Below are 26,629 nucleotides of genomic sequence, written 5' to 3'. Positions count from 1 at the left end.
CACTCGGGATTTAGTGTTGGCTACGCAACACCTTAAGCCTTATTTGTTATGTGACTAGCACCTTTGATAGGCAGATTGAGCGTTTTACACCAACATACTTTCCATACGCACTCGATTCTGAGTAAGAGTTGCGCTCATAAAAACTGACTGCTTTTGAGTTAACTCTACGTGTCGACAGAATAGCTTTTCGATACCCTTTGTTAACTGCGTAGCATTCGAGTTGTTTCAGCAAGTAGGACCCTGCACCAGATTTGTTGGAGTACATTCGCTTTAGTTCACAAACTTCATTTTCATGGTATCGAAACACTCCACATGCTACTGCGACAGTATTTAGATATACCACGATGCATCCATCTTTCGAAGAATCAAAAGTATCAGATGCAAACGAGCTTTCACCAGAGTCACGGGTAATTTGAGCCAGTGATGAGTTCAATTCAGCGACCAACGACTGAAAATCACTGTTACTTGATTCTACTTTCTTGTGTTCGAATTTCATACCTGTCACATAACGAATGACATGGATTCCCCCTACCGAGGATCTGCCACACTTATGTGGTACTTAAATGCATCGGAGGCACCATGTCTGATTATTCTTATTTCTGCGGTATCGACCTAGCTAAAAGCCACTTTAGCCTTCATGCCGTAGACCAAAATGGTAAAGTCTTACTTCATAAGTCAGTAACCCGCTCTAAATTACTGACTACAATAGCAAATATGCCACTCATGCGTATAGGCGTTGAAGTGTGTGGTGGTGCACATTATTGGGTAACAACACTCAATAAACTCGGTGACGAAGAAAGAAACGAAAGTAGCTAACGGGTTGATAAGATTACTATCGCAACCTTATCTTGACCTCGCTAGCCTTGAGAAAAGTATCAAGGCGATGCGTCTTTCAAACCCGACAGTACAATTTACTTAATAAAGCGGCTTCGGGCTTGTTCAACACTTGGGATTTAGTGTTGGCTACGCAATACCTCAATCCTTATTCGTTATATGTTATATGTTATATGTTATATGTTATATGTTATATGTTATTTTGAAACGCTGCTTTTACAGATTTCGAGACCCGCGAAAACTTCCCTAAATTTCTCTCCTTTGAACTTGCAATATCTTGACAGCTATCATTCTGTATTCGTGTGTTGTCACTATGATCATCATACCCAAACTGGGCTTTCATAACTAAACCAGAAGCTAACAGGCTTGCTCCAATGCCACTTCCAAAAACCGTAACAACCTGCTTAAATATTTCAAAATAACTGTTGATTGCTAAAAGCAAGGCTTGATTAATATCTTTAAGATTGGCATTTTTAGGATCGGTCATTTCTTTATTAAGTTCACCGATCACTTCACTCTGTAAAGAAAATGTAAACGCTAAAAATAAGGCAGTAGCACCGCCAATAATAAAACCAGAAATAGAAAGTCTAGAATGTAATACCGAACGGTTTTTATTTTTCGAAAATAAAACAAACTTTATAGTGATAAACAAGCAGATAAGCCAAAAAACTACATACACCACTGCTTCACTCATATAATCATCAGTAATCAATTAGTTAACCTTTACATTTCTAAAATATAACGAATGACATGGATTCCCCCTCCCGAGGAGCTGCCACACTGATGTGGTACTTAATTGCACCGGAGGCACCATGTCTGATTATTCTTATTTCTGCGGTATCGACCTAGCTAAAAACCACTTTAGTCTTCATGCCGTAGACCAAAATGGTAAGGTCATACTTCATAAGTCAGTAACCCGCTCTAAACTGCTGACTACAATAGCAAATATGCCACTCATGCGTATAGGTGTTGAAGCGTGTGGTGGTACACATTATTGGGTAACAACACTCAATAAACTCGGTTACGACGCATGAATTATGGATGCTGGCTTTGCGCGTGTTGGAGTGAGCCGACCCACCTAGCCGAAAGGCATTGATAATAATGAGAATGGCATTGACGAAATCAGAGGAGATGTGACGACGAAAGAAACGAAAAACAGCTAACGGGTTGATAAGATTGCTATCGCAACCTTATCTTGACCTCGCTCGCCTTGAGAAAAGCCTCAAAGCGGTGCACCCTTCAAGTTCAATCGTACAATTTACTTAATAAAGTGGCTTCGGGCTTGTTCAACACTTGGGATTTAGTGTTGGCTACGCAACACCTTAATCCTTATTCGTTGAAATTAATGACGCGACTGTATCAGGTAAGCTTTTATCCGCTGATGAGTAAACTCTGTCAATATCATCTGTAACTACAATTTGATCCAAAAGCTCAAGCTCTTCAATATCTTCAGCTAACTGATTAGGGTCAATATGAAATGAGAATGATTGCCCAGATTTTAGCTCTTGCCTCGAGTTTGGCTGAGATGTTATAGCATCACGCTGATAAAAAATTCGTTGTCCATTTGTAAGCTGGACTAGAGTACTGCCCAAAAAGACTGTATTAGTTGAGTGATTTTGGACACTAACAGCTAAAAACCATTTGGTACTTCCATGAGCATCAGGAACCAAAGCCCCTGTTGTTTTTATTTGAATATTTGGTTTTTCTAGTGTATTTATTTTCAGTTGTTCACTTGAGGTTTTCCCCTCTATTGACTCAACACCTTTTTCCTTGAATATCAGATCAACAACTGTCTTTGTTAAATGAAGTAGAAACAACTCCCGAAACTCATGAACAGATGGGTAATATTGTAATAATCCGGAATGCTTTAATGACTCAATATAATCAGATAACCGTCTATACTCTTCTTGCATATTCTGTGGTATCGGTTGTTGAGATAGGTATAAAGAAACTTTTGCACCTTTATTTCTTAAGCCTTCAATTTCCTCTACTGTGCCTGATGCATGAGTATCTGTTGGTGTTCCCAACTTACTCCAAAAAATACCGATCCCAAAATCGGCATCTTCTACCATTTGCTGGTTTAGTATTTTCTGAGGATGCATTCCCATCTCTGGCTGTGAATGGGTCTCCCACTTTACTAAGTCAACAGTAGCACCAAGCGCATCGCCAATTTGAGCGTTCCACCGCTGGATAACTTCTGTCGCAGCTTCCCGTTCATTCGAGACATCCCCAGGCGACATTAATAAACATTTAAATTGTATAATTGATTTAGCCATAGATTCCTTCTTCGTTATAACATTTTAATATCGTGCAAACACAAATTCACCCAGCCAATGTATCAAAAAGGTTGCTTATAACCAACTGAATGCTATGCATTTAATATAAAATCGGGTCTCAACATTCAGCGCAAAAACGTGCAAGCACACATTGCCATCAATGTAGGGCACGTTATCATTCTTAGTCACTCACCAATGCACTTACTATTCAACAATTTAACATCAACACCCTCGTTAAATTCGTGCTCATTCAGTGTTAAAAACCACTCTTTCTAAAGTCATTAATTATTCAATAAACTGCCTGTGTGTACAGGTCACTGAGGGGGAAGCTAAAGCTAGTCGATTCTGAACTCGTCATTAATGAACATGGTGGATGACTAATAATTAATAATGAAGACAGGAGCGTTGAGGAAAGGTGTTAAGGGGGCAATATTACAGCTACAGCGACTCTTGTGGGTTAAATTAGAAAGGCAAGATTCAGTTCTTGCCTCTGTATTGAGTGTTCCTCAGAAAACCACAACAACTCGTCACTTATTTGGATGGGATGTTGATTTATGACTGTGAGATGCGACTAGGGCTAATAGTCATATTTAAGCGGTTGCACCACAGAATCTAAGCCCTCAATTTTGAGAGCTAAACATAACTGCATTAAATCGCCCAACTCACCTTGCGGGAAGCCCTTTTTATCGAACCACAGCAAGTATTCTTCAGGTAGGTCAATCAAGGTGCGGCCAGCGTATTTTCCAAATGGCATTTGCATTCTGGCTAGCTTAATTAGGTTCTCTTTCTCTAGCATTACAAGCTCTTTCTAGACGTCGTCGATGTTCTGTAGAGTATCACCTAAACGTTCAACCCAATAGTTGATCGCATCTTTGGCATCATCTAACGAATCAATCATAGTAGAAAAGTCTTTGTTACCCGCTTCGCGGTCGATAGCTGCAAACAACGGAGTGCCATCTTGCGCGTCACTGACCAATAGCTCAACACTGGCGCTCCCAACGTTGGTGTGCTCACCTGTCGTCACCTTAGATATAGTCGACATCGCAAGACCAAACGGCAGCACACTGCTTGTCACGGCTAAGATAGGGTTGGGCATTTCAACATTACTTAAGGCGATACTCAAGCGTAGCGTGTTCCCTGTTGGTTCATCGACAATCGTTTTGTGAGGCGATATTTTCGCTTCCAAACGACTTACCATATGATCTGTGAGCTCCTGAATGTCTTCCTGATCTAATGTGCCTTCTTCTGCCAACACAAAGATTTGGTCGATCACCACAGAGTCATAAGCGTCTAACTTGGATTTCAAACGTTGTTCGTCACGCAGCCCTATCCTTGCCCAAACTAAATCAACGCCTCCATCAGGGCCAGGCCGAAAATCTTCATAACTGGTGAATTTAGTAGCGGTTTTAATTGGGCCGCCTGCACAACCAAACAAAAACATGCTGGTTGCAACAAGCAAAAGGACTTTTAAAGGTTTCATAACGCACTTAAGTAAATCAAGGAATCAAATAAGTATGCCATACCCTAAGTGAAAAAGTTGTAGGAAAAGAGATAAACTCAGAGCTCGATCTAAAATCAATGGTTCTGAACGGTATGTGCATACTCTACGATCACCTGATTGCCTTCGATATAAGCATTTTGGATCTCACCATCAACACTCATTCTACTTTTCAGATAAACCACTTTGGGCCCGGATTCATTGTCTTCTTTAAGTGAAGGGAGCACATTCCTTGGCTCCAAATGAAGCAAACGACAGAAGTGACTAACGAAAGACATGGTTAATGCTTTCTCCCCTCTTAGCACTCGAGAAAAATCCAACTGGTTCATCCCTAGCTTTTTTGAAAACTCCATCTGCGTAATTCGCATTCGAGATTTTTGTGACATCCACGTTTGGTACAAAGCATCTCTATCTTGCTCAGTGAATTCCATTACCGGTTCCTTTATATAATTCATGCCAATCAATTGTCCGGCTTTTCATACATGACATGTCAGGGTTTGGTTAGTGGAAACCAAAGGTTTGGTTTTGATATGGGAATAACCTTGTTTGAGCTATATAGAACTATATACAGCTATCAGAGCTATCAGAGCTATCAGAGCTATCAGAGCTATCAGAGCTATCAGAGCAGATAATGATCCGCCAACAGAGCAACAAACAAAATCATAAGATGATAAATAGAGAACTTGAAGGTCTTCATCGCCATGTTAGGCTCATCACGATACTTAAGTACCCAAGCGTGATAAATAAACCCACCGTTGAGTACCAATGAAGCGCTCAGATATATCCAGCTGCTCATGCCGACCAATACAGGCAATATACACACGATGCTAAGCAACAAGGTATAAAGCAAAATAGAAGTCTTGGTGTATTCGATTCCGTGGGTCACAGGCAGCATGGGGATGTTCACTTTGGCATACTCGTCACGACGATGAATTGCCAACGCCCAGAAGTGCGGAGGTGTCCAGATAAAGATGATCATCACCAATAACCAAGCGTTTGAATGAAGCTCATTAGTAACTGCCGTCCACCCCAACAGCGGAGGCATTGCACCAGCGATCCCTGCTATCACGATGTTTTGCGGCGTCGCTCGCTTCAGATACATGGTATAAATCACTGCGTAACCCAACAAGCTTGCAAAGGTTAACCAAGCGGTGAGCTGATTGACCCACACCACAAGCGTGACGAAACCAAGTAAGCCAATACCCGCGGCAAAGCTGAACACGCGCGCACTACTCAGTTCACCGGATGGTAAAGGTCGTCGATTTGTTCGAGTCATCTGGCCGTCGATCTTTTTATCGATCAAATGGTTAAATGCAGCGGCTGAACCTGCCATTAACCCTATCCCAATCATTCCGAACAGAGTTTGTTGCAAAGGCAATCCATTCGGCAAAGGCAATCCATTCGGCACAGCCAAACACATTCCAACCAATGCAGTTAGCAGCATCAAAGCCACCACTTTAGGCTTGGTCAGTGTTAAATAGATCTTCCAAGTAGCTTTGTTTTTTGCTGCTGTTTCGTTACTTAAAGCGATGTCGTTGTTGGCTGTTATCTTAGGAGTTGAGGCTACTCCTTGAACCACCACTCCATGTTGTGTTGACGTTCTACTGACCATGATTACCTCCTTGTAATACACTGTTCTTCACCAAGCTCTCACTCGGTTTGCGTTGCCACACGACAAAATTGGTCACCACCATGCTGATTAGCAACATCGCTGCGACTAGGTTATGCAAAACCGCGACTGAGATTGGCAGATGAAACCATACATTGCTGATACCAAGGCTGATTTGAGTAAACAAGACTATTGCGACAATCACGCTCAGCTTTTGGTGAGGCACTTGGCCAAATTTCCATAGCTGGTACACGATCATCAGCACCGTTAACGTCGCCACAATAGCCCCGAACCTGTGCATGACATGGATGGTGAGCCTTGCGGGATATTCCAACACACCAAACTCATAGTTGTCATGACCGTGTTGAGCAAAATCGAACGCATTTTTGAAGTCGAGATAGCTCATCCAGTTACCTTCACATATGGGTAACTGTGTACACACCAACGCGGCATAGTTCGACGATGTCCAACCACCAAGCAGTATCTGCCCGACCACAATGAATAGCCCGAACAGCGCCCAAGCCTTAAGTGACGAAGTATACGTAGCCTCACCAAAACGGCTTTGAAATTGAGACAAACGACAGTAGAGCAGACACAACAGCGACAATAGCGTGAAGCCCCCCATCAAATGTGCCATAACCACAACGGGCATCAACTTGAGAGTCACCGTCCACATTCCGAGCAAAGCCTGAAATATCACGGTTGCAGAGATAAGTAACGGAAGACCAGCAGCTGTTATATTCTTTTTAATACACCAAGAAACAACGACAAAGATAAGCAGCCCTAATGTTCCTGCAAAGTAGCGATGGATCATCTCTATCCACGCTTTGTCTGCTTCGAGAGCTCGTTCTGGAAATTGTAGATTGGCTTGATTCACAGCTTGGGCATCAGAAGGAACGGTTATCTTGCCGTAACACCCTGGCCAATCAGGACAGCCAAGGCCAGCATCCGACAAACGGGTATAAGCGCCGAGCACGATCACGGTAAGGGTTAATAAGATCGTTAATCTCATCATGTGTATGAGTAAATCAGGGGCTCTATTCTGCATCGTTTATCTCCCTATATTTATTCCCTTTTCGCTAACAACACTCAGCATTAACGCAATTTGCTAAAGCTCATCAACTTAAGCTGATTAACTACCCAACTCGTGACAGCTTAAGCAGCTTTCTTAGATCATGAATCATGCCTTTAGATTGACCAACTAACTGAGACGGGTCAGAAACGCTTTTGTACTCCATGACCAACTGCCCTAGTGGGTCAATAATGACAATCGAAGCAGGCGAAAACTCAGTACTTAACTGGTCACCACCAGCTAACAAAGATAAACCCGGCTTATCGAGCGAACCCGACAACGAATTACCTTCTGAGACAAAAACAACGGCAGTCACTCGCTCTTTGTTTTTCCCTAACGCCAAATAGCTTTGATTCAAATAATGAAGTTGTTGTTCGCACAAACTTTCACATTCTGTAGGAGCGATATAACCCACTAACCACCCTTCTTCAGCCATGGGTACCGTTACTCCGAAATCCGCAAGCGTGGTTCTTGGTTCTACCAATTCGCCTGAGTTAGTGACACCTGAGGTATACCAATTCTGGTCCAGCACAGTTTTGGCGATAATGGCTGGCAAAGCGAAAATTAAAACAAGTCCAATTAATACCAAGCGCCCTTTAGTACGACGGCTTCTGAGCTCAGCCATGTTTGCCTCGGTAATTTCCCTGTTCACTTGTGCTTGAGATTTATCCATCCTTATTCCTCGTGATAGGTGTTGCTTTTAGGTACCGATAGCCAATCAACATCGTCAAAAACAAAAGTACCGCAGCCATAACAAACCATTGAAATGAGTAACCAAAGTGCTTCTCAGATTTCATCGCCGTTGGACGCCATAACATTTCATAGGGCCATGAATCTAAACTCTGAGGTTGGAAGACAAAGGGCAGCACTTCTTGCCCGGTGTACTGTGATAGTGCTGTTATGTTTAAGTTTTGAATTCTATTCGGTGTCGTATTTTCTAATCCCAACTCATGACTTAGAGGGTTCACCGAACGTGTGTACAAACGCCCTGACATATTGGTTGGTAGTGTGATGCTTCCTAATTGGGGTAGCTCTCTTCTGTCACGGCTAGCTGCAACGAACCCAAGATCGATCAACAGTTGTTTTCTTCCATCTTGTGTTGGAACTTCGCCCAACATGTAAATCACATACCCTACCGTTCCTTGGTTAATCTGGTTGTCTAACAAAACCACTAAACCACTTGGTGCTTCCAATTCCACATCAACCTTCAAACCATTTAAAGACGGCAGTTCAGGTGAGCCTTGCGCTTGTGTACGCGAGTCTTTCCATTCAGAGATAACCGCATCCAATAACCTAGACGATTGCTGCGCTCTTTCTGATAGCTGCTGTTCATAGCGCAACTTCTCGTTACCTCGATCTAACTGCCACAAACCCAACTTGATTAAAATGCCGACTGAAACCACAGTTAAAACAACCGCTATCCAAAAACCTTTACTGCGGAACTTGTGTTCATCATCAATCAATCGGTTTGGAGTTATCACTATGGCGTCATCTACCTTTGTGTTGTTGTTTAAAATTGTGTTAGTCGCTTTGCTGTTCTTCATCGCTTTCAATTTGATGAAAGGCCTAATTCAAATCGCCTCAGGTAAACACAATGGCAAAAGAGTGAGTCACTTCTTAGGTCGCCGTGTGATGCTGTCTGCCATCGTAGTGCTATTATTGTTACTTGCCCTAGCCTCAGGCACCATCACTCCAAATCCAAGACCTTACTAAGGCATTCAAGTTTTCAAACTTATTTATTCTTCAAAACACGACTTAAAGCAGCCCGTACATCATCAAAGTACATAGACAAACACGAACAGACCTAGCCAAACCACATCAACAAAGTGCCAATACCAACTGCCCGCTTGGAACGCAAAGTGGTCTTTCGGAGTGAAGTGGTCTTTCGCAACTCTTGCCAGCAACACGATCAAAAAGATAGTTCCTAAACAGACATGCAAACCATGGAACCCAGTCAACAAGAAGAAGGTATTGCCGTAGATACCAGACTGAAGTGTCAGCCCCATCTCTTGATAAGCGTGAAGATACTCTTCAACTTGGAAGAACAGGAAGAAGCCAGCCAGAACAATGGTTATCTCCAACCAGACGATCAAAGCCATACGCTTATTTTGTTCAAGACTGATATGTGCCATGTGCAGCGTCACAGAGGAAAGCAGCAGGATAATGGTGTTCTTAAGCGGGATACCTTGCCAAGGCATGGCTTGTGTCGTTACGCCATCAGGGGTAGTCGTTAATGGCCATATCGATTGGAACATCGGCCACAATACTTCATGGGTCATTTCATTATTACCCGCACCACCAATCCAAGGTACAGAAATCATACGAGCATAGAAAAGCGCGCCAAAGAAAGCGCCGAAGAACATGATTTCGGAGAAAATAAACCAACTCATTCCTTGTCTAAAAGAACGAGATATCTGCTCAGAATAAACGCCACTTAATGATTCTGTGATCACATTGCTGAACCAACCTGCGAGCATGTAAAGCAGCACAGCAAACCCGACTAACAACACCGCTTTGCCAAATACACCACCGGCTGCGTCGGTGCCCATATTTTGCACAGTCAAGCCAGCACCAACCGCGACCAAAAACAGTGCTACAGCACCCACTAATGGCCAGTGACTTTGATGTGGAACGAAATAAACTTCCTTTTTAGAACTCATCGCTCAACTCCTTATGTTGATACTGGTTCTGTAAATCCCTAGTTACTTGCGAGTGTGCTCGCTTTTGGTGAGCCAGATTGTAGTGTGCTCAATGTCGATGTACTCACTTCAGGCTTACTTGCCTTTCCACTCACCTGACTCGTGATGTTAAACAGCGTATATGAGAGCGTGAGTGTATGTATCGATTCTGGAATATCTGGCTCAATGTAAAATATCAAACCCATTTCTGCGCTCTTCTGCCCGTCCAATGGCTGCTGATTAAAGCAAAAGCATTCCATCTTATTGAAGTAAGTTGCCCCCATACCTGGAGAAACCGATGGTACGGCTTGGCCAACCAATGAGGCTCCAGATAGGTTTTTAGCTATGTAGTTAGTTTGAACCACTTCACCAGGGTGAACCTCTAACACTCGAACTTCAGGCGAGAACTGCCACGGCATATCTGGCTTAATGTGCGACATGAATTCAACACGAACAGTACGAGAGTAATCAGGCTGCATTCCCTGAGGTTGCACCGCTGAAACAGTATTAGTTTTGCCATTAATGCCTAAGGCCTCGCACATCACATCGTAGAGCGGCACCAAAGCGAAACCGAAGCCAAACATCGCCACCACGCTCAACACCAAGTAGCCCGTCAGCTTTTTAGTCGATCGCTTATTAGACAGGCGCTTTGGTTGCTTTTTATCTTGATTGGGATCGCTTTGCTTATCACTCATAGCTCATCCCTCTAATCTACTTTAGGTGGATGAGTAAAGGTGTGGTGAGGCGCTGGGCTTGGTACTGTCCATTCTAGCCCTTCAGCCCTATCCCAAGGCTTGCTTGGTGCAGGCTCTCCGCCTCTTACGCACTTAATCGCTAGCCATAAGAAAATCAACTGAGACAACCCAAAGGCAAAGCCACCAATCGACACGACTTGGTTAACGTCAGCAAATTGAATGGCGTAATCTGGAATACGACGCGGCATGCCCGCTAGCCCTAAAAAGTGCATAGGGAAGAACAGTACATTAACTGAGATTACCGACGTCCAGAAATGCCACAGACTGAGCTTGTGGTCGTACATATGCCCAGTCCATTTCGGCAGCCAGTAATAAGCTGCGGCCATAATTGAGAACACGGCGCCAGTCACCAGAACATAGTGGAAATGAGCCACAACAAAATAGGTATCGTGGTATTGGAAATCCGCAGGCACGATAGCAAGCATCAATCCAGATAACCCACCAATCGTAAACAAAACAATAAAGGCAATCGCAAACAGCATTGGGGTCTCAAAGGTCAAAGCACCCCGCCACATGGTCGCCACCCAGTTGAAGACTTTCACACCGGTCGGCACCGCAATCAGCATAGTGCAATACATGAAGAACAATTCGGCAAATACTGGCATACCCGTGGTGAACATGTGGTGCGCCCAAACCAAGAATGACAACAATGCGATACTACAAGTCGCGTACACCATAGAGTGGTAGCCAAACAGACGCTTACCACTGAATGCTGGAATGATGGCTGAGACAATACCAAAAGACGGCAAGATCATGATGTACACTTCGGGGTGCCCAAAGAACCAGAATATGTGCTGGAACATCACCGGGTCCCCACCACCAGCGGCATCAAAGAAGCTAGTACCAAAGTATTTGTCGGTCAGCACCATGGTAACCGCACCCGCGAGCACGGGCATCACGGCTATCAGTAAGAAAGCGGTAATTAACCATGTCCATACGAACATCGGTAGCTTGAACCAAGTCATACCCGGCGCGCGCATGTTCACTATGGTCACAATGACGTTGATCGCCCCCATGATCGAACTGATCCCCATAATATGAACTGAGAATACGAATAGCGCTGTACTGTCTGGGCCATAAGTTGTCGAAAGTGGCGCGTAGAAGGTCCAACCAAAGCTCGGGCCGCCCCCTTCTGTAAACAAAGATCCGATTAAGATTAGAAACGCAAAAGGTAAGATCCAGAAACTGAGGTTGTTCATTCTCGGCAGCGCCATATCTGGTGCACCGATCATCATCGGAATCATCCAGTTAGCCAAACCCGTAAATGCAGGCATTACCGCACCGAATACCATGATTAAACCATGGACTGTAGTCATCTGATTGAAGAAATCTGGCTCAACGAGTTGCAAACCCGGTTGGAACAGCTCCGCACGAATCACCATCGCCATGGCGCCACCCGTTAAGAACATCGCGAAACTGAACCAGAGATATAATGTTCCGATGTCTTTATGATTGGTTGAATACAGCCAACGAGCCCAGCCTTTAGGTGCCGCATGTGAGTCGTGATCATCAACAGGCAAATCATTATTACCCAATGTGCCTTCTGCAGAATGGCTCAGTGCTTGATCTTCTGCTGGAGCCGATTTCACCGGCTTATTGATTGGTGAACTCATAACTGATCCTTAGCATCATTTTGTGCATCATCCGTTGAGCTTTCAGAACTGCCTTCTTGCTTCGCCTTATAAGCGTTGATATCTAAAGCCTGAACAATATCGCCGGTGTTATTACCCCAAGCATTTCGTTGATAAGTCACTACCGCTGCGATCTCTTTCTCGGTTAACTGATTATCGAATGCTTGCATCGCCGTTCCGCCACGACCATAAACAATGGTGTCGATATGAACATCGACATCACCAAGGGCAATAGGACTTCCTTTGATGGCAGGGAATGCTCCGGGAATTCCCTCACCGTTTGCTTGGTGACAAACCGCACATCGAGTTTTGTAAACCTCTTCACCGATGGTATTCAACTCTTCCAAAGAAAGTGACGCATCTAATGCATCTTTCGCGGCTTGTTGTTCGGCTATCGCCAACTCTTTCTGTTCTGCTAGCCATGCGTCAAAATCGTCTTCTTCCATGGCATGCACCACTATCGGCATGAACCCATGAGCGCGGCCACACAACTCTGCACACTGCCCTCGGTAGACACCGGGCTCATCTATCTTTGTCCAAGCCTCATTAATAAAACCCGGAATGGTATCTTTCTTAACGGCGAATGCTGGCACCCACCATGAGTGAATCACATCGTCGGAAGTCATCAAGAAACGGACTTTACGGTCAACAGGCAGTACAAGCGGCTTATCAACTTCTAGCAGGTAATGCGCGCCTTTCACTTCAATTCCTTCAATCTCTTTATCACTGGTCGCTAGAAGGCTGAAAAATTCGACGTCTTCACCAAAATAGCTGTAATGCCATTTCCATTGTGAACCAGTGATTTTAACGGTCAGATCTGATTGGGAGGTGTCTTCCATCGCTATCAAAGTTTTGGTGGCGGGTATCGCCATAGCGATGAGGATAATAATAGGGATGATGGTCCAAAGAATTTCGACTTTCGTGCTTTCGTGAAAATGGGCAGCAACTGCGCCCTTTGATTTCCTGTGCCTCAGAATCGAATAGAACATCACTCCAAAAACAACAAAGGCAATCGCACAGCAGATATAGAAGATCAGCATATGAAGCTCGTATACCTTACCGCTGATCTCAGTGACACCTTGAGTCATGTTGTATTCACTGCTTGCATGCACCAAAGGCGACACCAAAACCACAACAAAACTTTTCAAAAGCCACGCTAGCCTAACCAGTAATCTTTTCAAAAGATCTCTCCTTATCCTTCCTAATTGGATACTTGCGACCTAAATGTCGTTGCGAGCTCAATTTCGTTGCGAGCTACGTTTCATTACGAGCTATGTGTCATTCCGAGCCAGACAACATTCATTGTTATTCCAGCTGCACATGAAAAGCTGAATCTCAATCTACAACTCACATGGAGCTAGCCTGTAAACGGGCTGCTGACCTCATCTCAACCTAAGAACCAATACGGATCATAAGCGTTGGAAGTTTCCACTAAAGATTCAAAAACGACGAATTTGTGAAGTTTTGTTATATTTATGTAAAAGGCTAGTTAGTGATATCCAATTGTTCAAGGTAAGTTTACTTATTAAACAGTCAATTATTTGAAGTAGCTTTACCCATGTGCCTTTCCCTTACTGTTGGAATTTATTTTAAATTGAGTTTTACGATTGCTTTCATAGAAATGATAATCAGTATCATTTAAATTAAATCAACAGAAAGACACCCCGATATTAAAAGGTTTAGTGATTATGCAAGATGCAATGAACTGGTTAGCGAGAGACCCAGACCCAAGAACTCGTGAAGAGCTTCAATACCTTATCGATGAGGGAATGCACGACGAACTTGAAGACCGCTTTATTCAACGATTAGAATTCGGAACGGCGGGACTGCGCGGCAAAGTCGGATGCGGCCCAAATAGAATGAACCGCTTGGTCATACAAGAAACAGCCACAGGCCTTGGCCACTATTTAATTGAACATGTCGAAAATGCCTCTATGCGTGGTGTAGTGGTTGGCTACGACGGTCGTTTAGATTCAAAGCAATTCGCGATTGATACAGCTTCTGTACTCACCGCTTTAGGTATTAAGGTTTACCTAACTTCGAATGTTGCAGCGACACCTATCGTTGCCTTTGGTATTGAGCACTTCAACGCGGCGGCGGCGGTTGTAGTGACGGCGAGCCACAACCCGCCGGAGTACAATGGCTTCAAAGTGTACTGGGAGAATGGCGCTCAAATCATTCCCCCTCATGATGCAGGCATTGCTGCTGAAATAGATATCGCATCGACCAAGCCCATCCCATTGATGAGCCTTAGTGACGCTGAAACACAAGGTAAGTTGGTATGGTTAACTGAAGGTTACTATCAGACCTATCGTGCTGCTATCAACCAGAGCCCACACGTGAGTAAAGAGATCGAATCGGCGAATACCACCATCACCTATACCGCTATGCATGGTGTCGGCGCACAAATGGCGGAAGACCTACTTCATGATTCTGGATTCCATAAAGTGTTCAGTGTTGCCGAACAGAGAGAACCAGATGGTCACTTCCCAACCGTGAACTTCCCCAACCCGGAAGAAAAAGGCGCGATGGATCTTGTGGTTAACTTAGCAAAAAGTGTCGATGCCGACATCGCTTGCGCTAATGACCCAGATGCAGACCGATTTGCGGTTGCCGTTCGAACCGATGATAAAGTCAGAACTGAAGATGCTTCCTACAAAATGCTCACGGGTGACCAAGTGGGTGTGTTATTCGCGCACTACTTGCTATCAAAGCCACACACTAAAAACCAGTTAGTTGGTAACAGTATCGTATCTTCAACTCTACTTGAGAAAGTGGCTCAATCCCATGGTGCGACTTACTTCCAAACGCTGACTGGCTTTAAATGGTTAGCGAATATTGGCATGCAATTAGAAGATGAGAAAAACGAGTTCTTGTTCGCCTATGAAGAAGCGTTAGGCTACACAATTGGTACTCAGGTACGAGACAAAGATGGGCTGTCTGCTATCGTCGTGTTTGCTCAACTGGTTGAGGAGTTAAAATCTCAAGGGCGAACCGTTTGGGATCTTCTCGCTCAAATTTCATTTGAACATGGGGTTCATACCAACGCGCAACGTAGTATTGCCCTAGACCCAGATTCACCATCGATTGGTTCTAAACTCCGCTCGGCACAACCAAAAGTAATAAACGGTGTCGCTATCTCTGTGATTGAAGATCTGCAGTCTTCTTTGCGCTTTATTGTCGGTGGGGCTACCGAGGCGATTAACCTGCCAGCAAGTGACGTACTCATCTATCATCTCGAGGATGGTTCACGCATTATCGTCCGCCCTTCAGGAACAGAACCAAAAGTTAAGGTTTATTATGAGACGGTAACAAAGTTCGAAGGGACAGAAACCTATGACGATACTCGCAAGCGCGGTGAAGAGTACATGGATAGGCTCATCGAACAACACCAGAAAGAGTTGAACTCTTAGATCATCATTCTTTCAAAAAATCAGTTCCATGAAGTGCAATATGTAACTGATCGACATAAAAAATGGACGCTCGAAGCGTCCATTTTTGTATCGGCGGCTAACCCCGATAAACTGTTTGAGTTGCAGTCTACGAGGTAAAGAAGGAAGACAACATCCACACCGCTAACACGATAAAAACTCCGCCCATCACTTTTTGCTGATAGGTACGAAACTTAGCATTTTCTACCAAAGATTTACCAATAGTACCCACTAACGCCACAAGTAAAAAGTTGAACGTCAAACCTAGCACATTCAGCAATAAACCCAGAACGAGCATCTGCTCACCCGAAGTCGCTTCAATACTCGTCGATACAAACTGCGGTAAGAACATCACGAAAAAAACCAACGCTTTAGGATTAAGCAGGTTACTAATAAGTGCTCGTTGGTAGTACGCTTTTGCAGCACGGTTGTCGCTTAACTCAGGCGCATTGCCCTGTTCTGTTCGAAGACAATCCCACCCCATCTTTAATAAGTATGCACCGCCTAATAGATGAAGGGCTTTTAAAGCCACTGGACTCATCGCAATCAATGCTGAAACGCCCATTGCTGCCAATACTGTCAGGATAATTCCAGAAGTCGCATTACCTAAGCTCGCAAACACACCGACTTTACGGCCATAGCTCATGCTTGAGCTTGCGATGAGTAACATATCAGGGCCTGGTAAAAGGAGAAGAGCTACAACGGCCGTCAGGTAAACAGGTAGGATGGTTAAATCGATCATGGGTTTCAGTATTGATAAAAATGGAGGCGAATTTTATATCAATTACTAACCCCCTTCCAGATGCAATCAGTTGCTAGGTGTTAAATTAATCGAATTAAACACCATCAATGAACAGTAAAGCCAATTTATTAACTAAATACAAAAGACTAATTAACGTGCTACCCACTCGATCTCAATCACAGTGGTTTCGCCACACTTTAGACGACCAAGGAAAATATCACCTTGATGTACCTCTCCAACACCTTTCGGAGTGCCCGTCATCACAACATCACCGTCAAGCAAAGTCGTATAAGAAGATAACTCTTCGAGGATGGTCTGTGGGGAATAAAGCATCTGTTCAACATGCCCTTTTTGAACGCGGACACAGTTAATAAATAACTCTATGTTTAAGTCAGAGAGGTCCAAGTTATCTATGGGAACAAAGCGACTAAAAACAGCAGAACCATCAAAAGCTTTAGCACGTTCCCAAGGCAGACCTTTTGCCTTCAAACTACTTTGTAACTCGCGTTTGGTAAGGTCTAAACCTAGCCCCACGGCAGAGTATTCACCGTTTTCAACAATGAAGCAGATTTCAGCTTCATAATGTAACGTTTCTTGATGGAAAGATGATAGAGAAGACGTAACGCTAGTGCTCGGCTTATTAAACACCACCATAGAGTCAGGGATAACATTATTAAGCTCTTCGATGTGATCAACATAATTGCGCCCAATACACAGTACTTTGCTGGGTGTTGCTGTTCGTTTCGAATTCATCAATTGCTCCTGATCTACAACGCTGCTCATAGTTTGTCCCTAAACTGTTTTTTGGAGCGCAGAGTTTACCGCATCATTAAAAGAGAATCTTCGGCAAGATGGTTATCAATATCTAAATTCTGATCTTTAGCTCAATTAAATGATTTAAATACTTTTATTCGAAGATCGCGACGTATAAGAACTAATGACAAGAGCCATAGCTACGTAGATCATCGCTGCGTAGATGAAATGAATGGCAAGGTAACATGAAGGGAAAGCTAAAACAGATGCATATAGAACGAAAGCAGCCCTCTCAAACCAAAAGGCTTGAGAGGGCTTAGCATGGTGTCTAGGACAGTATCCGAAAAGATAAATTTAAGGAGTAAACACTATGCATAATAGTGGTCAAACTAAATGAGTCGCGACTTATAGGTAGAAACGAGCACCAATAGTCCACTTGTCGTCAGTTTTTCTGTTGTCTGCATCGTTTAGATCAAACTGATAGCCAGTGTAGCCAACAACATTACTCGTAAAGTTGTATTCAGCTTGTAGAGCTAGCTCTTCACGGTCAGTTTGTGTTGCCGCGCCTTTCGTCGCTTCGCCTTCAACAACTTCGTAGTTAACGCTTAAGTTTAAGCTGTTCGCTAAAGCGTAAGCCGCTAGCAATTCATATGCATCACTTTCTTCAAGGCCTACGTTCATGTTTTCGTTTGAAGCGTAGATACCTGCTAGGTATAAACCTGAGCCGTAAGAACCGTATGCAGCAGAAACTAGGTGAGATTCAGCCGTCTTAGAAACACCACCCTCTTTGAAGTCACCAGTGTTGAAGGCATAACCCAATTTAACACCAGCGATTGAGTAACCAAGAGTCGCTTGAATACGATCATCGTACGCAACTGTTGTACGAGAGTGAATGATATCGTTGATATCTGTGTCATCGTAAACGTCTGTCGTTACTGTGTTACTACCCTGCCAACCTAGACCAAAGCTAAGCTCACCCGCTTCACCAAAATCAAATCCGTTGCGGTAACTTGCCATTTTGTCTGCACGACCAGTACCTAGCGCACCGTGGTTGTCGTATAAGAAATCGTTCGCGAAAGCGATCGGCATATCAGTAGCTGAAGCTACATCGTAGTATGGCGCCCACTGCGTACCTGCAACAGCACGACCTAGCTCATCATGAGTTAAACCTACGTAACCAAGACGAGTAGTAAACGACTCATCACCACCGTTTAGGTAATTAAGCGCCCATTCGCCTTTAGCGTCAGCTGTGAAGCCATTACCTAATTCTTGCGTAGCATTAAAGTTGATACGTGGTGAGTTTGTACCAACATCCGTATCGCCTTTCTCTGAACCATTCAGGTTTACAGAAACGTGACCACCAACAGAGAAGGCTGTACCGTCTTCGTTATAAAGCTCTACCGCAACAGCCTGTGTACCAAATACTGCACCAGAAATTGCTAGCGCTAAAAGTTTCTTATTCATTGTCATATCCATTTGTAACTGGGAGAGTGATTCCATAACAACCTCGTACTTACGAAGAGGTTGTTACCTGCATTTAACAAGTGGGAAAACACTAATATACGACTGACAAAAAAGTTGCATTAAAATATATAAAATAAAAAAAATCGTGCTATAAAAACAAAAAATACCATTAAAAACAAAGAATTAAAAACAAACCTCAAGCTAATTTTTGGTATTCTTTGATATAAAAACCTTTGATTTTTTGATTTTCCAATCATAAAAACAGCATTAGACACTTAAGCTACAAACGACTTTCCAGACCATTCTGCGACATACCATTAACTTAGAAACACCCTGTAACATAATGAGCCGTACTGAAATATTTAGCCTTGTGAAACAATTCCCAATTTGAACTAGGATAAGTTGCTTTATTAATTATTGGCTATTGCTTTATTGAAAGTTCACTAGAGAAAATACAAAAAAAAGGGCAACCAATCCGTGACTGGTTGCCCTAATAACAAGTTAGTACATTCTTATTTGAAGCAAACCTCAGCCCAACGTGCTAGGCCTGAGGTTACGGAACCAAAATAGTTACCACTCACAATTGGCACATTCGGTACGGCTTGTTGTACTGCTTCTCGAAGAATAGGAGAACGGGCTGAACCACCCGTCATATAGATGACATCTGGCTTTTTTTGACCTTGTTGAATCGCTTCTTTGACCAATTCAATCATCTTAGATTTTGGCGTTTCAATCGCTTCAATCATCTGCTCAACGGAGATATCCACTTCAATCAGATCTGATGCAACATTGATTGCTGTTCGATATTGGGAGGATTCTGCCAATGCAATCTTGGCTTCTTCCGCCCGACGCACAATGCTGTAACCTAAAGTATCGTGATAGACCTTCATTAAACGGTCTAACTTTTGAGGCTCTGAAGCTTCTTTACGAAGTAACTTTAACGCGGCTAGGTTTTCCCTTGAATAGAAGTTTTTTTGAGCTTCTACATTGTTTATCGCAATTGGATTCCAGAATTGAGTCAACGGCATATCGATACCCGAAATACCCTTACTACCCATACCGAAAGGTGACATCAATTGTTTGAAGGCAAGGTAAATATCAAGATCATTACCCCCTACCCTTTGTCCACTGTGTGCTAACAAGCTTTGGGTGCGGTTCGCTTTACCAGACCAACTTGGCCCCATTTCTAACAATGAGCAATCAGTGGTACCACCACCAATATCGACAACCAATACCGTTTGGTTTTCAGTCAGAGTACTTTCGTAATCAAGGCCTGCAGCGACCGGTTCAAATTGAAAGGCTATATCAAGGAAACCTGCACGTTTGGCTGCACGTGAGAGTATATCTTCGGCTTGTCGGTTTGCTTCTTCACCACCACGACCGTGGAAGTTAATTGGTCGGCCAATAACAGCTTGTTTGATCGGCTCTTGAGTCGTAATTTCAGCTTGATGCTTGATATTCGCCATCATGGCACACACTAAATCTTCGAAGAAACTCACCTGGACATCATGTAATCCACTGGCACCAAGGAAAGACTTAGGGGACTTAACGTAATAAACGTCACGAGGGTCTTCCAAATAGAGGTCCAATGCAGCCTGACCAAATGCCATGTCTTCTGGCACTAGGTCGATACTCTCTTCTCGGTTCAGAGCGATAGCACGTCGCAACACCTGGTCACCAATCGCATCACTCGGTTTGATATTCAAATGGCGAAATAGGTGCTCAGAAACGCTCTCACGAGTAGGTGCAAATACAGTTGAGGGAATATAATGGTTGCTACCTTCCAATGGTAACAGGCTTGGTTCTCCATCAACCATCGCCGCGACAGAACAGTTCGCTGTTCCATAATCAAATCCAATAAACATAATATCCCCCACTCAACAAAAGGGTCGAGATGCTACATGAAAAGCCTTTAAATTACGAGGTCATTTGTCGATTTTACTTAGGGTCTGTTGACCTTTCGTGGTTAAATTTTTGTTCGAGATAGAATCGTTTTAGGCGCGGCAAGATGTATGTAGCCTAGTCATTCTAAGTAAATACATCTTAACAAAGTATAAAACGATTCTAACCGAACCCTTCGGGCAGCCTTTGTGGTTCATTTCTACTGTGTTATCGGCTTCTCATGTAGGCTAGCTACACTTCAAAGCCTCTGCCTTGTAGAAATTTCCCACAAAGTGCTGCAAAAATCAGCTCGAAAGATCAACAGACCCTTGTGTTTTTGGTTTGATGACTCTTAAAAAGGAAACAAATATGCTACATTTCAGCCCAAATGAATCATGGGTTAGATAGATGAAAACACCTTGCCGAGCGGCTTGTAAAAATAATGGCGGAATGTGCAGTGGCTGCTTTCGAACAATGGATGAAATTATAGGTTGGAAAGGCTTATCTGAAGACGAACGAACGTCAGTCATGGATAACCTTAGTGGCGAGAGTTCGACTCACCAATGTCCGCAGTGTCATGAGCCAGCTCAATGCGATATTAGTGCGGGTAAAGAGACGTGTTGGTGCTTTGAGTTAGAGAAGCGTGATACTAGCAATATTCCAAAAACTGGTGCTTGCATGTGCCGTAAATGCCTGTCTGCCTTGCCTATTCAGTAGCTTACGAACCTAGTCAAGAGTTTGCGAGCCGGTTCATCATATACAAAAAAGCGAGAGGTTGTTCTCTCGCTTCAAGATACGACATTAAGTTTCGACCTACTACTTACTAATAGTTATCTAGTTAGTGGTTACTTCGATTTTGCAATCAGCGCAGGCTGAGAAAATTGTATACCGCTCCAGCCATGAGTCATGAAGTTACGAATATTTTGATGGTCAGTGTTCTCGGGGAAACCTAATACGTCATTACGATAAAATTGGCCAAAACAAGCGAGTGTTTGCTCGGGAGATAGACCTTGCTCTAAACCAAAAGCAAAAATCTTACACGAACCATTATTCTGCCCAGCGGCATTCACTACATCGCCATTACGAAATTCACTCTCAGCAAAATCATAATGAGCTTCTATCACTTGTATTGTATCTTCAAATTGCACGCCTTCTGGGGCATCAGCCAGAGTATTCAATAAGGTTTGCAGTTCCATTTAATATTTCTCCATCAAGTACATATCTGAAGCAGTGTATCTTGTTTTTCAGCAAGAGTAAGCCGTTGTTTACTTGAATCCGTTATTCATTTTTTTGACGTCCATGACTAATTACTTCAATGAAACTAATGACATAGTTTTATCAGAGCGTTATATTATTTTATCAAACGGTCAATATTGTTTAGTAACGAATATGCATAAAGACAGAAGGTTAGAACTGTTCAGATACCTTAAACCAGGTACAAAAACAGTAGGTGTATTGGAGTTTGGCCTAGATGACTCAATCCAGATAAGCACACTTTATATCGGACACAAAGAAAATCAGTACCTTATACTTGAACTTTCAAAAAAAGCGACCGAAGCACTAACGCTAAGAAAGCTCATCAACGTTGATATTATTGTTCGTGCTATTACCGATACTGAACTTGGACACATTGTCGCGTTTAAGACGACTGTACTGGCCCACATCACCTCGCCAGCACACCTTATCTTCCTTCGCCCTCCCTCAAGCTTTGCGAACAAACCTATCCGTGAACATGAAAGGTATAAGATGCGTCTCAGCTGTGAAGTCACTGTTGATACTCTATCACTAGACGCCACTCTGGTTGATTTTTCAGCTTCAGGCTGCGGTATCTATCTTACTCAACAGTCAGATATAGATGTGGGTTGGAAGATAAAAGTAAATTCCAATGTAAATGAATATTTGGATGACAATCTGGTTTACACAGTGGTGAGTAAGAAAAGGCAAAAACAAGGCTGGCTATTAGGCATTCAGTTTCCTCAACAGCTAGATATGAGTGATGAGTTGAAAACGCTTCTGTTGGAACAAGCTTTTGTCACTGGCTCTATCTAAATACACGCTAACAGGAATACAAGCTAAAGGGAATACAGATACAAAAAGAGCTCTTACTCAGCTCGAAATCCGTAAACTTATTCAATTTTATCAATTAGATAACGCCATTTACAACCAGTTAAAGAGCACCATTTAATCTTCAGCTTAATGCTGAGTATCATCCCAGTACAATTGTTTGAAATGAACAAAAGCTTTGTGCAACGACGCTTCTTTTATCGGTTTTACGATCACATAATTTGCTCCAGCAGCCATGAACCTTTCTCTTGTTGACTCTTGAGCATCGGCAGTACACGCATAAATCGGAGCTGTTACGCCAATTTGCTCTCTTAGTTGCTGAGTGGTTTCAATTCCACCCAGATTAGGGAGTTGATTATCCATTAAGATAAGATCGTAAACCGTGTTTTTTGCTAGCTCTATCGCTTCCAAGCCACCTTTTGCCCAAGTAACCACCATCCCATACTTTTTGCAAAATGCCTGTGCGATAAAGGCGTTAGTGTGATTATCTTCCACTAGCAGCACTTTCAACGAACGACTAAACAACGCCTCAGGCTCCATGTCGGCTTGTTTCTTAACGTCGGCTAACAGAGGCTTGGAGTGTAACTCCACTGGGATTTCTATAATGAACTCAGACCCCTGATCTTTAACGCTTCGGACTTGAATGTCTCCCTCCAGCATATCGACAAGGTTCTTTACAATCGTAAGCCCAAGTCCTGAACCGCCATACTCCCGAGTCGTCGTTTCTTCTGCTTGAACAAAAGGTTCAAAAATAGCATCGATCTTACTCTCATCAATACCGATGCCACTGTCTTTTACTCGAACAATCAAGCTAGCGTAATCAGTATTCAAGATACTTTCGATTTCAAAACTGACGGAAATACTGCCTTGATGAGTGAACTTAAGGGCATTGCTCAGTAAATTAAACATGATCTGGTTCAAGCGAACCTGGTCGGTGTGTATTTTGATGTCATCAACCAAGTGATTCACAATGGTGAACTCGACGGATTTATCCTCACAAAGTGGGCGATAGATGCTATCTAAGGTGTTAACCAACTCTCCTAGAAGGAAATCTTTCTTCTGAATATTGAATTGTCCCTGCTCTATCTTAGAGAAGTCCAAAATATCGTTTAGTACCGCCAGTAGATGTTCTGCACTATGGCAAAGTACATCAACCTGATCACGGTTATCTTCACTGTGTATTGAACGTTTAAGCAACTGAGAAACACCGAGGATACCATTCAGTGGCGTACGAATTTCGTGACTCATTTTAGCGAGGAAGTCTGCACGCACACTGGCAAGATGCTCTGCCTCTTCACGCGCTCGATCTGCCTGTCTTTCTGCTTCTATAAGTTTAGTAATATCTTGACCTTGCACCACCACACCGGTAATGCCGTGTTCAACTCGGATTGCAGACATGTTCCAGCGAAAAACCTTCTCGCCGATTGGCACGTTAATGCCCGTTAGTTTAGAGCCTTGAACCACCATCTGGATATTCGGCAACATACGGAGCTCAAACTCTCGAGCCATTGCACCATAGTTATCATCTTCATCAAATAGCGCCATACGAGCCGCTGGGTTCATCTGAATTAAGTCACCTTTTTCGGACCAAACCAAAATTGGAGAATGCGCAAAATTAAACAGATCTTGAAATTTTTGGTGTTGCTCAGATAAGCGCTCAAAAGTATCTTCCAACGTGCAGCCAATGTGGTGAAATTCGAAAATATTTGAACCATCAAACTTGCTGAACTCTTCATTACCACTTGCAGAACGAGTGAATTCCATTAACTTATCAAGTTCTGCCGCGACTCTTCTTTGAATCCAAGATCGCGCAAGGAAAGACATGATGATGATCACCACAATCATAACAATGATGGTACGTTCATAATTATCTTCGAGTGCAATGAGGTTAGTGTTTTTCTGGATCGCGCGAATGGTTAGGGGGGTTTCAACAGCATTGATCTTAATGGTTGCAATAGTGACGAAATGACGAGGTAGCTGCTCGTACATTTCATAGCTGAGGACGTCTTTTATCGTATAGCTTTCATCGCCACTGAATGTCGATGTCACCGGAGTACCATGCGCTTCAATAACGATATTTTCGCAATTGCTGCCTTGCTGGATAGATTCAGCCAATGAAAAATTGTTGTCGAGCACAATAGCGACATAAAGCTGCCCTAGAACTTCACCGGTTTTGTTATCAACAATAGGGGTTCGCCGAGCCAACAAATGACGCTTACCGATATCCGTAGTCAGCTGAATGAAGTGCCAGTTACTGCTAAAAGCGACCTCATCAGATATATGTTTTAAACTAGATTCATCCAAACCATAGAACTGCCCATTGCCATCTTCCCAAGCTAAACCATTATAAGTTGAAACAAAACGCAAATCAGGAGCATGATCAGGCTCACGTTGGTCAACACCATAAAAAAAGTAGCTCAGAGCCTCTTCATTGTTGGTATCAAAATACTCCCTTAAAGTTTCACTGTGTGAGCTACTGTCTTGATGGATTTGCAGCACTGACAATCGATAATCGAACATGTTTTGGATCAAGCTAGAAGTTTGCTTAACCGTTCTATTCGTCTCTTGCTTAACGATCCTACTGCTTGTTTCGTAGTTATGAATAAGCACGCCAAGCGCCATCACGCCAATCACTAAAATAATGATACGCGTAATTAATTTGGCTAAAGTGTTCTTTGGTGTAATGGCGTAGCTTTTTTTCATTATTGGTCTGAGTACCTAAATGCTCGCTGCTTAAGTTCTAAAATACGATCTGGAGAATCCTCTTTAGTCACAATTTCAAACTCACCTGAATAAACGGTAGGAACTTCCAACCCGGTAAGATCCCATTTAATTGCCTCTGCCATCGCAATACCCGTATCATCATTCATGCGCATGACCGTAACATCTAAGTCGCCCCTTGCTATAGCTTCCAATTCTGCAGAGCCGCCTCCCCAGCCATTAACTAAGACATCTCGACCAGATTCTCGAATAGCTTCTGCTGCGCCCAGAGCAACATCCGTTGAGCATGCATAAATAAAGTTTAGATCCTTATCGTTAGCTAGGCTGATTTTAGCTGCTTGGTAACCGCTCTCTTTACTTGATTTTGTGTAAAACGACGACTTAAGAGCAAAGTTAGTATCAGAATTCACATCATGGATAAAGGTATCTCCACGAGCATCACTAATATAACCTTCAGAACGATATAACACAGAATACTTGCTGTCCGGTTCACTCACTTGTTTGAAATAATCCGCCAGCTTTAAGCTACCTGTCATATGGTCGAAACCCACGTACATGAACGGCTGCCTATCTGCCCAAGCGCGTACTGGCGTGGTAATATTTTGCAAAATCAATTTGGTGTCCGTTGAGCTCAACACATGCTCAATAAACTTACGGTGCCGCGTCGTCTCTAACGTAAAAATCAAATAATCCGTTTTATTTTCAATCGCTTCTTGCAAAGAGATACTCTGCTGAGAGGGGTTAGCATTATCACGAGTAAAAACCTGATTTATTTGATAATTAATTCTCAATTTATCTAGGCGTTTCTCAAAGGCTTGGATATTACGAACCCAATAATCAGAGATCTGTTGCCCCGGGTACACAACTGAAATCGTGATAGGTTCATCCTGAACTTGCCTCAATGGCACAGGGGGATTTTGCACAGCTTCAACCATTTTATCGGTCAATGCTTTTTGCTCTGGAAATTTAGTGAGGTAATCCTGATATTCCCAATAGCCATTCAGCACGTGGGTACCGTGGGAGAGAGCAGACGCAGAAAACACGGCAACCCCCAATAATATAAGTAAACGTTTCATATTTTTCTCGTTTTATATGAGCTACTTTGGCTCATTTTTTAACCTAGCATGACACCATCTCTTTGTATGGCTGAAGGATATTATGTAGGACAACGAGGATAAATGATAGCGTCTAATACTAATTGGAATGTCATTCTAAATGTG

At 43.1% G+C, this 26,629-nt stretch carries 25 protein-coding genes and 2 pseudogenes; 6 read left to right on the top strand and 21 right to left on the bottom strand.

Going from position 1 to position 26,629, the window contains the following annotated elements; all coding sequences use genetic code 11:
• Positions 1-46 precede the first annotated feature (46 nt).
• A complete protein-coding gene (locus AB4180_RS04330) occupies positions 47-496 on the bottom strand; it encodes a GNAT family N-acetyltransferase (protein ID WP_017103069.1) in 450 nt (149 codons plus the stop codon).
• A gap of 83 nt (positions 497-579) precedes the next feature.
• Between AB4180_RS04330 and AB4180_RS04325 the strand changes: the two are divergent.
• Positions 580-801 (top strand): annotated as a pseudogene (locus AB4180_RS04325) (IS110 family transposase); the annotation flags it as partial.
• Between the two features lie 223 nt (positions 802-1,024).
• Here the strand turns inward: AB4180_RS04325 and AB4180_RS04320 are convergent.
• On the bottom strand, positions 1,025-1,546 hold the full coding sequence (locus tag AB4180_RS04320; RefSeq protein ID WP_102249363.1) for a hypothetical protein: 522 nt from the start codon (positions 1,544-1,546) through the stop codon (positions 1,025-1,027).
• A gap of 100 nt (positions 1,547-1,646) precedes the next feature.
• Between AB4180_RS04320 and AB4180_RS04315 the strand changes: the two are divergent.
• Positions 1,647-1,865, top strand: a pseudogene (locus AB4180_RS04315) (IS110 family transposase); the annotation flags it as partial.
• Positions 1,866-2,156: 291 nt separating this feature from the next.
• Here the strand turns inward: AB4180_RS04315 and AB4180_RS04310 are convergent.
• From AB4180_RS04310 to AB4180_RS04275, 8 genes are all read right to left on the bottom strand, one after another.
• Entirely contained in the window at positions 2,157-3,110 is a 954-nt protein-coding gene (locus AB4180_RS04310; protein ID WP_102249364.1) for a hypothetical protein, read from the bottom strand.
• Between the two features lie 577 nt (positions 3,111-3,687).
• Complete coding sequence (locus tag AB4180_RS04305) at positions 3,688-3,906, bottom strand: DUF3820 family protein (RefSeq protein ID WP_009845653.1); 219 nt, start codon at positions 3,904-3,906, stop codon at positions 3,688-3,690.
• Between the two features lie 12 nt (positions 3,907-3,918).
• The gene (locus AB4180_RS04300) at positions 3,919-4,590 is read right to left on the bottom strand and encodes a DUF3313 domain-containing protein (RefSeq protein ID WP_102249365.1); all 672 of its coding nucleotides are present in this window, start codon (positions 4,588-4,590) and stop codon (positions 3,919-3,921) included.
• A gap of 95 nt (positions 4,591-4,685) precedes the next feature.
• On the bottom strand, positions 4,686-5,039 hold the full coding sequence (locus tag AB4180_RS04295; protein ID WP_009845655.1) for a hypothetical protein: 354 nt from the start codon (positions 5,037-5,039) through the stop codon (positions 4,686-4,688).
• 188 nt (positions 5,040-5,227) lie between these two features.
• On the bottom strand, positions 5,228-6,220 hold the full coding sequence (cyoE, locus tag AB4180_RS04290; protein WP_102249366.1) for a heme o synthase: 993 nt from the start codon (positions 6,218-6,220) through the stop codon (positions 5,228-5,230).
• The gene (locus tag AB4180_RS04285) at positions 6,210-7,265 is read right to left on the bottom strand and encodes a heme A synthase (RefSeq protein ID WP_102249367.1); all 1,056 of its coding nucleotides are present in this window, start codon (positions 7,263-7,265) and stop codon (positions 6,210-6,212) included. The genes cyoE and AB4180_RS04285 overlap by 11 nt, the downstream gene beginning before the upstream one ends.
• A gap of 88 nt (positions 7,266-7,353) precedes the next feature.
• The gene (locus AB4180_RS04280) at positions 7,354-7,962 is read right to left on the bottom strand and encodes a hypothetical protein (protein ID WP_102249368.1); all 609 of its coding nucleotides are present in this window, start codon (positions 7,960-7,962) and stop codon (positions 7,354-7,356) included.
• Positions 7,955-8,833, bottom strand: coding sequence for an SURF1 family protein (locus AB4180_RS04275; RefSeq protein ID WP_241909255.1), 879 nt, complete (start codon positions 8,831-8,833; stop codon positions 7,955-7,957). The genes AB4180_RS04280 and AB4180_RS04275 overlap by 8 nt, the downstream gene beginning before the upstream one ends.
• Between AB4180_RS04275 and AB4180_RS04270 the strand changes: the two genes are divergently transcribed.
• Positions 8,772-9,002: a DUF2909 family protein gene (locus AB4180_RS04270; RefSeq protein ID WP_102249370.1), complete on the top strand. Its 231-nt coding sequence runs from the start codon at positions 8,772-8,774 to the stop codon at positions 9,000-9,002. The two genes, AB4180_RS04275 and AB4180_RS04270, sit on opposite strands and share 62 nt — an antisense overlap.
• A 62-nt stretch (positions 9,003-9,064) precedes the next feature.
• Here the strand turns inward: AB4180_RS04270 and AB4180_RS04265 are convergent, their stop codons facing one another.
• From AB4180_RS04265 to coxB, 4 genes are read right to left on the bottom strand one after another with little or no spacing between them, the layout of a single operon-like run.
• The gene (locus AB4180_RS04265) at positions 9,065-9,949 is read right to left on the bottom strand and encodes a cytochrome c oxidase subunit 3 (RefSeq protein ID WP_017097020.1); all 885 of its coding nucleotides are present in this window, start codon (positions 9,947-9,949) and stop codon (positions 9,065-9,067) included.
• A gap of 38 nt (positions 9,950-9,987) precedes the next feature.
• The gene (locus AB4180_RS04260) at positions 9,988-10,662 is read right to left on the bottom strand and encodes a cytochrome c oxidase assembly protein (protein WP_102249371.1); all 675 of its coding nucleotides are present in this window, start codon (positions 10,660-10,662) and stop codon (positions 9,988-9,990) included.
• Positions 10,663-10,673: 11 nt separating this feature from the next.
• Entirely contained in the window at positions 10,674-12,335 is a 1,662-nt protein-coding gene (gene ctaD / locus AB4180_RS04255) for a cytochrome c oxidase subunit I (protein WP_012600328.1), read from the bottom strand.
• Entirely contained in the window at positions 12,332-13,534 is a 1,203-nt protein-coding gene (coxB, locus tag AB4180_RS04250) for a cytochrome c oxidase subunit II (protein WP_102249372.1), read from the bottom strand. The genes ctaD and coxB overlap by 4 nt, the downstream gene beginning before the upstream one ends.
• A 507-nt stretch (positions 13,535-14,041) precedes the next feature.
• On the opposite strand from coxB, the gene AB4180_RS04245 reads away from it, so the two are divergent.
• A complete protein-coding gene (locus AB4180_RS04245) occupies positions 14,042-15,766 on the top strand; it encodes a phospho-sugar mutase (RefSeq protein ID WP_102249373.1) in 1,725 nt (574 codons plus the stop codon).
• 127 nt (positions 15,767-15,893) lie between these two features.
• Here AB4180_RS04245 and AB4180_RS04240 read toward each other — a convergent pair whose 3' ends face one another.
• From AB4180_RS04240 to yegD, 4 genes are all read right to left on the bottom strand, one after another.
• Positions 15,894-16,526, bottom strand: a complete 633-nt coding sequence (locus tag AB4180_RS04240; protein WP_009845666.1) for a LysE family translocator — start codon at positions 16,524-16,526, stop codon at positions 15,894-15,896.
• 150 nt (positions 16,527-16,676) lie between these two features.
• The gene (locus tag AB4180_RS04235) at positions 16,677-17,309 is read right to left on the bottom strand and encodes a fumarylacetoacetate hydrolase family protein (protein WP_009845667.1); all 633 of its coding nucleotides are present in this window, start codon (positions 17,307-17,309) and stop codon (positions 16,677-16,679) included.
• 375 nt (positions 17,310-17,684) lie between these two features.
• A complete protein-coding gene (locus AB4180_RS04230) occupies positions 17,685-18,743 on the bottom strand; it encodes a porin (RefSeq protein ID WP_102249374.1) in 1,059 nt (352 codons plus the stop codon).
• 512 nt (positions 18,744-19,255) lie between these two features.
• Complete coding sequence (gene yegD, locus AB4180_RS04225; RefSeq protein ID WP_029222890.1) at positions 19,256-20,608, bottom strand: molecular chaperone; 1,353 nt, start codon at positions 20,606-20,608, stop codon at positions 19,256-19,258.
• Between the two features lie 424 nt (positions 20,609-21,032).
• Between yegD and AB4180_RS04220 the strand changes: the two genes are divergently transcribed.
• Complete coding sequence (locus AB4180_RS04220) at positions 21,033-21,341, top strand: DUF1289 domain-containing protein (protein ID WP_009845670.1); 309 nt, start codon at positions 21,033-21,035, stop codon at positions 21,339-21,341.
• A 128-nt stretch (positions 21,342-21,469) separates the two neighbouring features.
• Here AB4180_RS04220 and AB4180_RS04215 read toward each other — a convergent pair whose 3' ends face one another.
• On the bottom strand, positions 21,470-21,820 hold the full coding sequence (locus AB4180_RS04215) for a HopJ type III effector protein (protein WP_102249375.1): 351 nt from the start codon (positions 21,818-21,820) through the stop codon (positions 21,470-21,472).
• A 193-nt stretch (positions 21,821-22,013) separates the two neighbouring features.
• Between AB4180_RS04215 and AB4180_RS04210 the strand changes: the two genes are divergently transcribed.
• On the top strand, positions 22,014-22,673 hold the full coding sequence (locus tag AB4180_RS04210; RefSeq protein ID WP_102249376.1) for a PilZ domain-containing protein: 660 nt from the start codon (positions 22,014-22,016) through the stop codon (positions 22,671-22,673).
• A 144-nt stretch (positions 22,674-22,817) separates the two neighbouring features.
• Here the strand turns inward: AB4180_RS04210 and luxQ are convergent, their stop codons facing one another.
• Positions 22,818-25,391, bottom strand: coding sequence for a quorum-sensing autoinducer 2 sensor kinase/phosphatase LuxQ (luxQ, locus tag AB4180_RS04205; protein WP_102249377.1), 2,574 nt, complete (start codon positions 25,389-25,391; stop codon positions 22,818-22,820).
• Positions 25,391-26,485 (bottom strand): substrate-binding domain-containing protein, encoded by a 1,095-nt coding sequence (locus AB4180_RS04200; protein WP_009845673.1) that lies wholly within the window; start codon positions 26,483-26,485, stop codon positions 25,391-25,393. The genes luxQ and AB4180_RS04200 overlap by 1 nt, the downstream gene beginning before the upstream one ends.
• Between the last annotated feature and the right edge of the window lie 144 nt (positions 26,486-26,629).

Origin of the sequence: Vibrio sp. 10N.286.49.C3, from assembly GCF_041469545.1 — a bacterium.
Lineage (GTDB): Bacteria > Pseudomonadota > Gammaproteobacteria > Enterobacterales > Vibrionaceae > Vibrio > Vibrio tasmaniensis_A.
The sequence above is the reverse complement of the archived record's forward strand: the minus strand, read 5'-3'. Positions and strand labels throughout refer to the sequence as shown.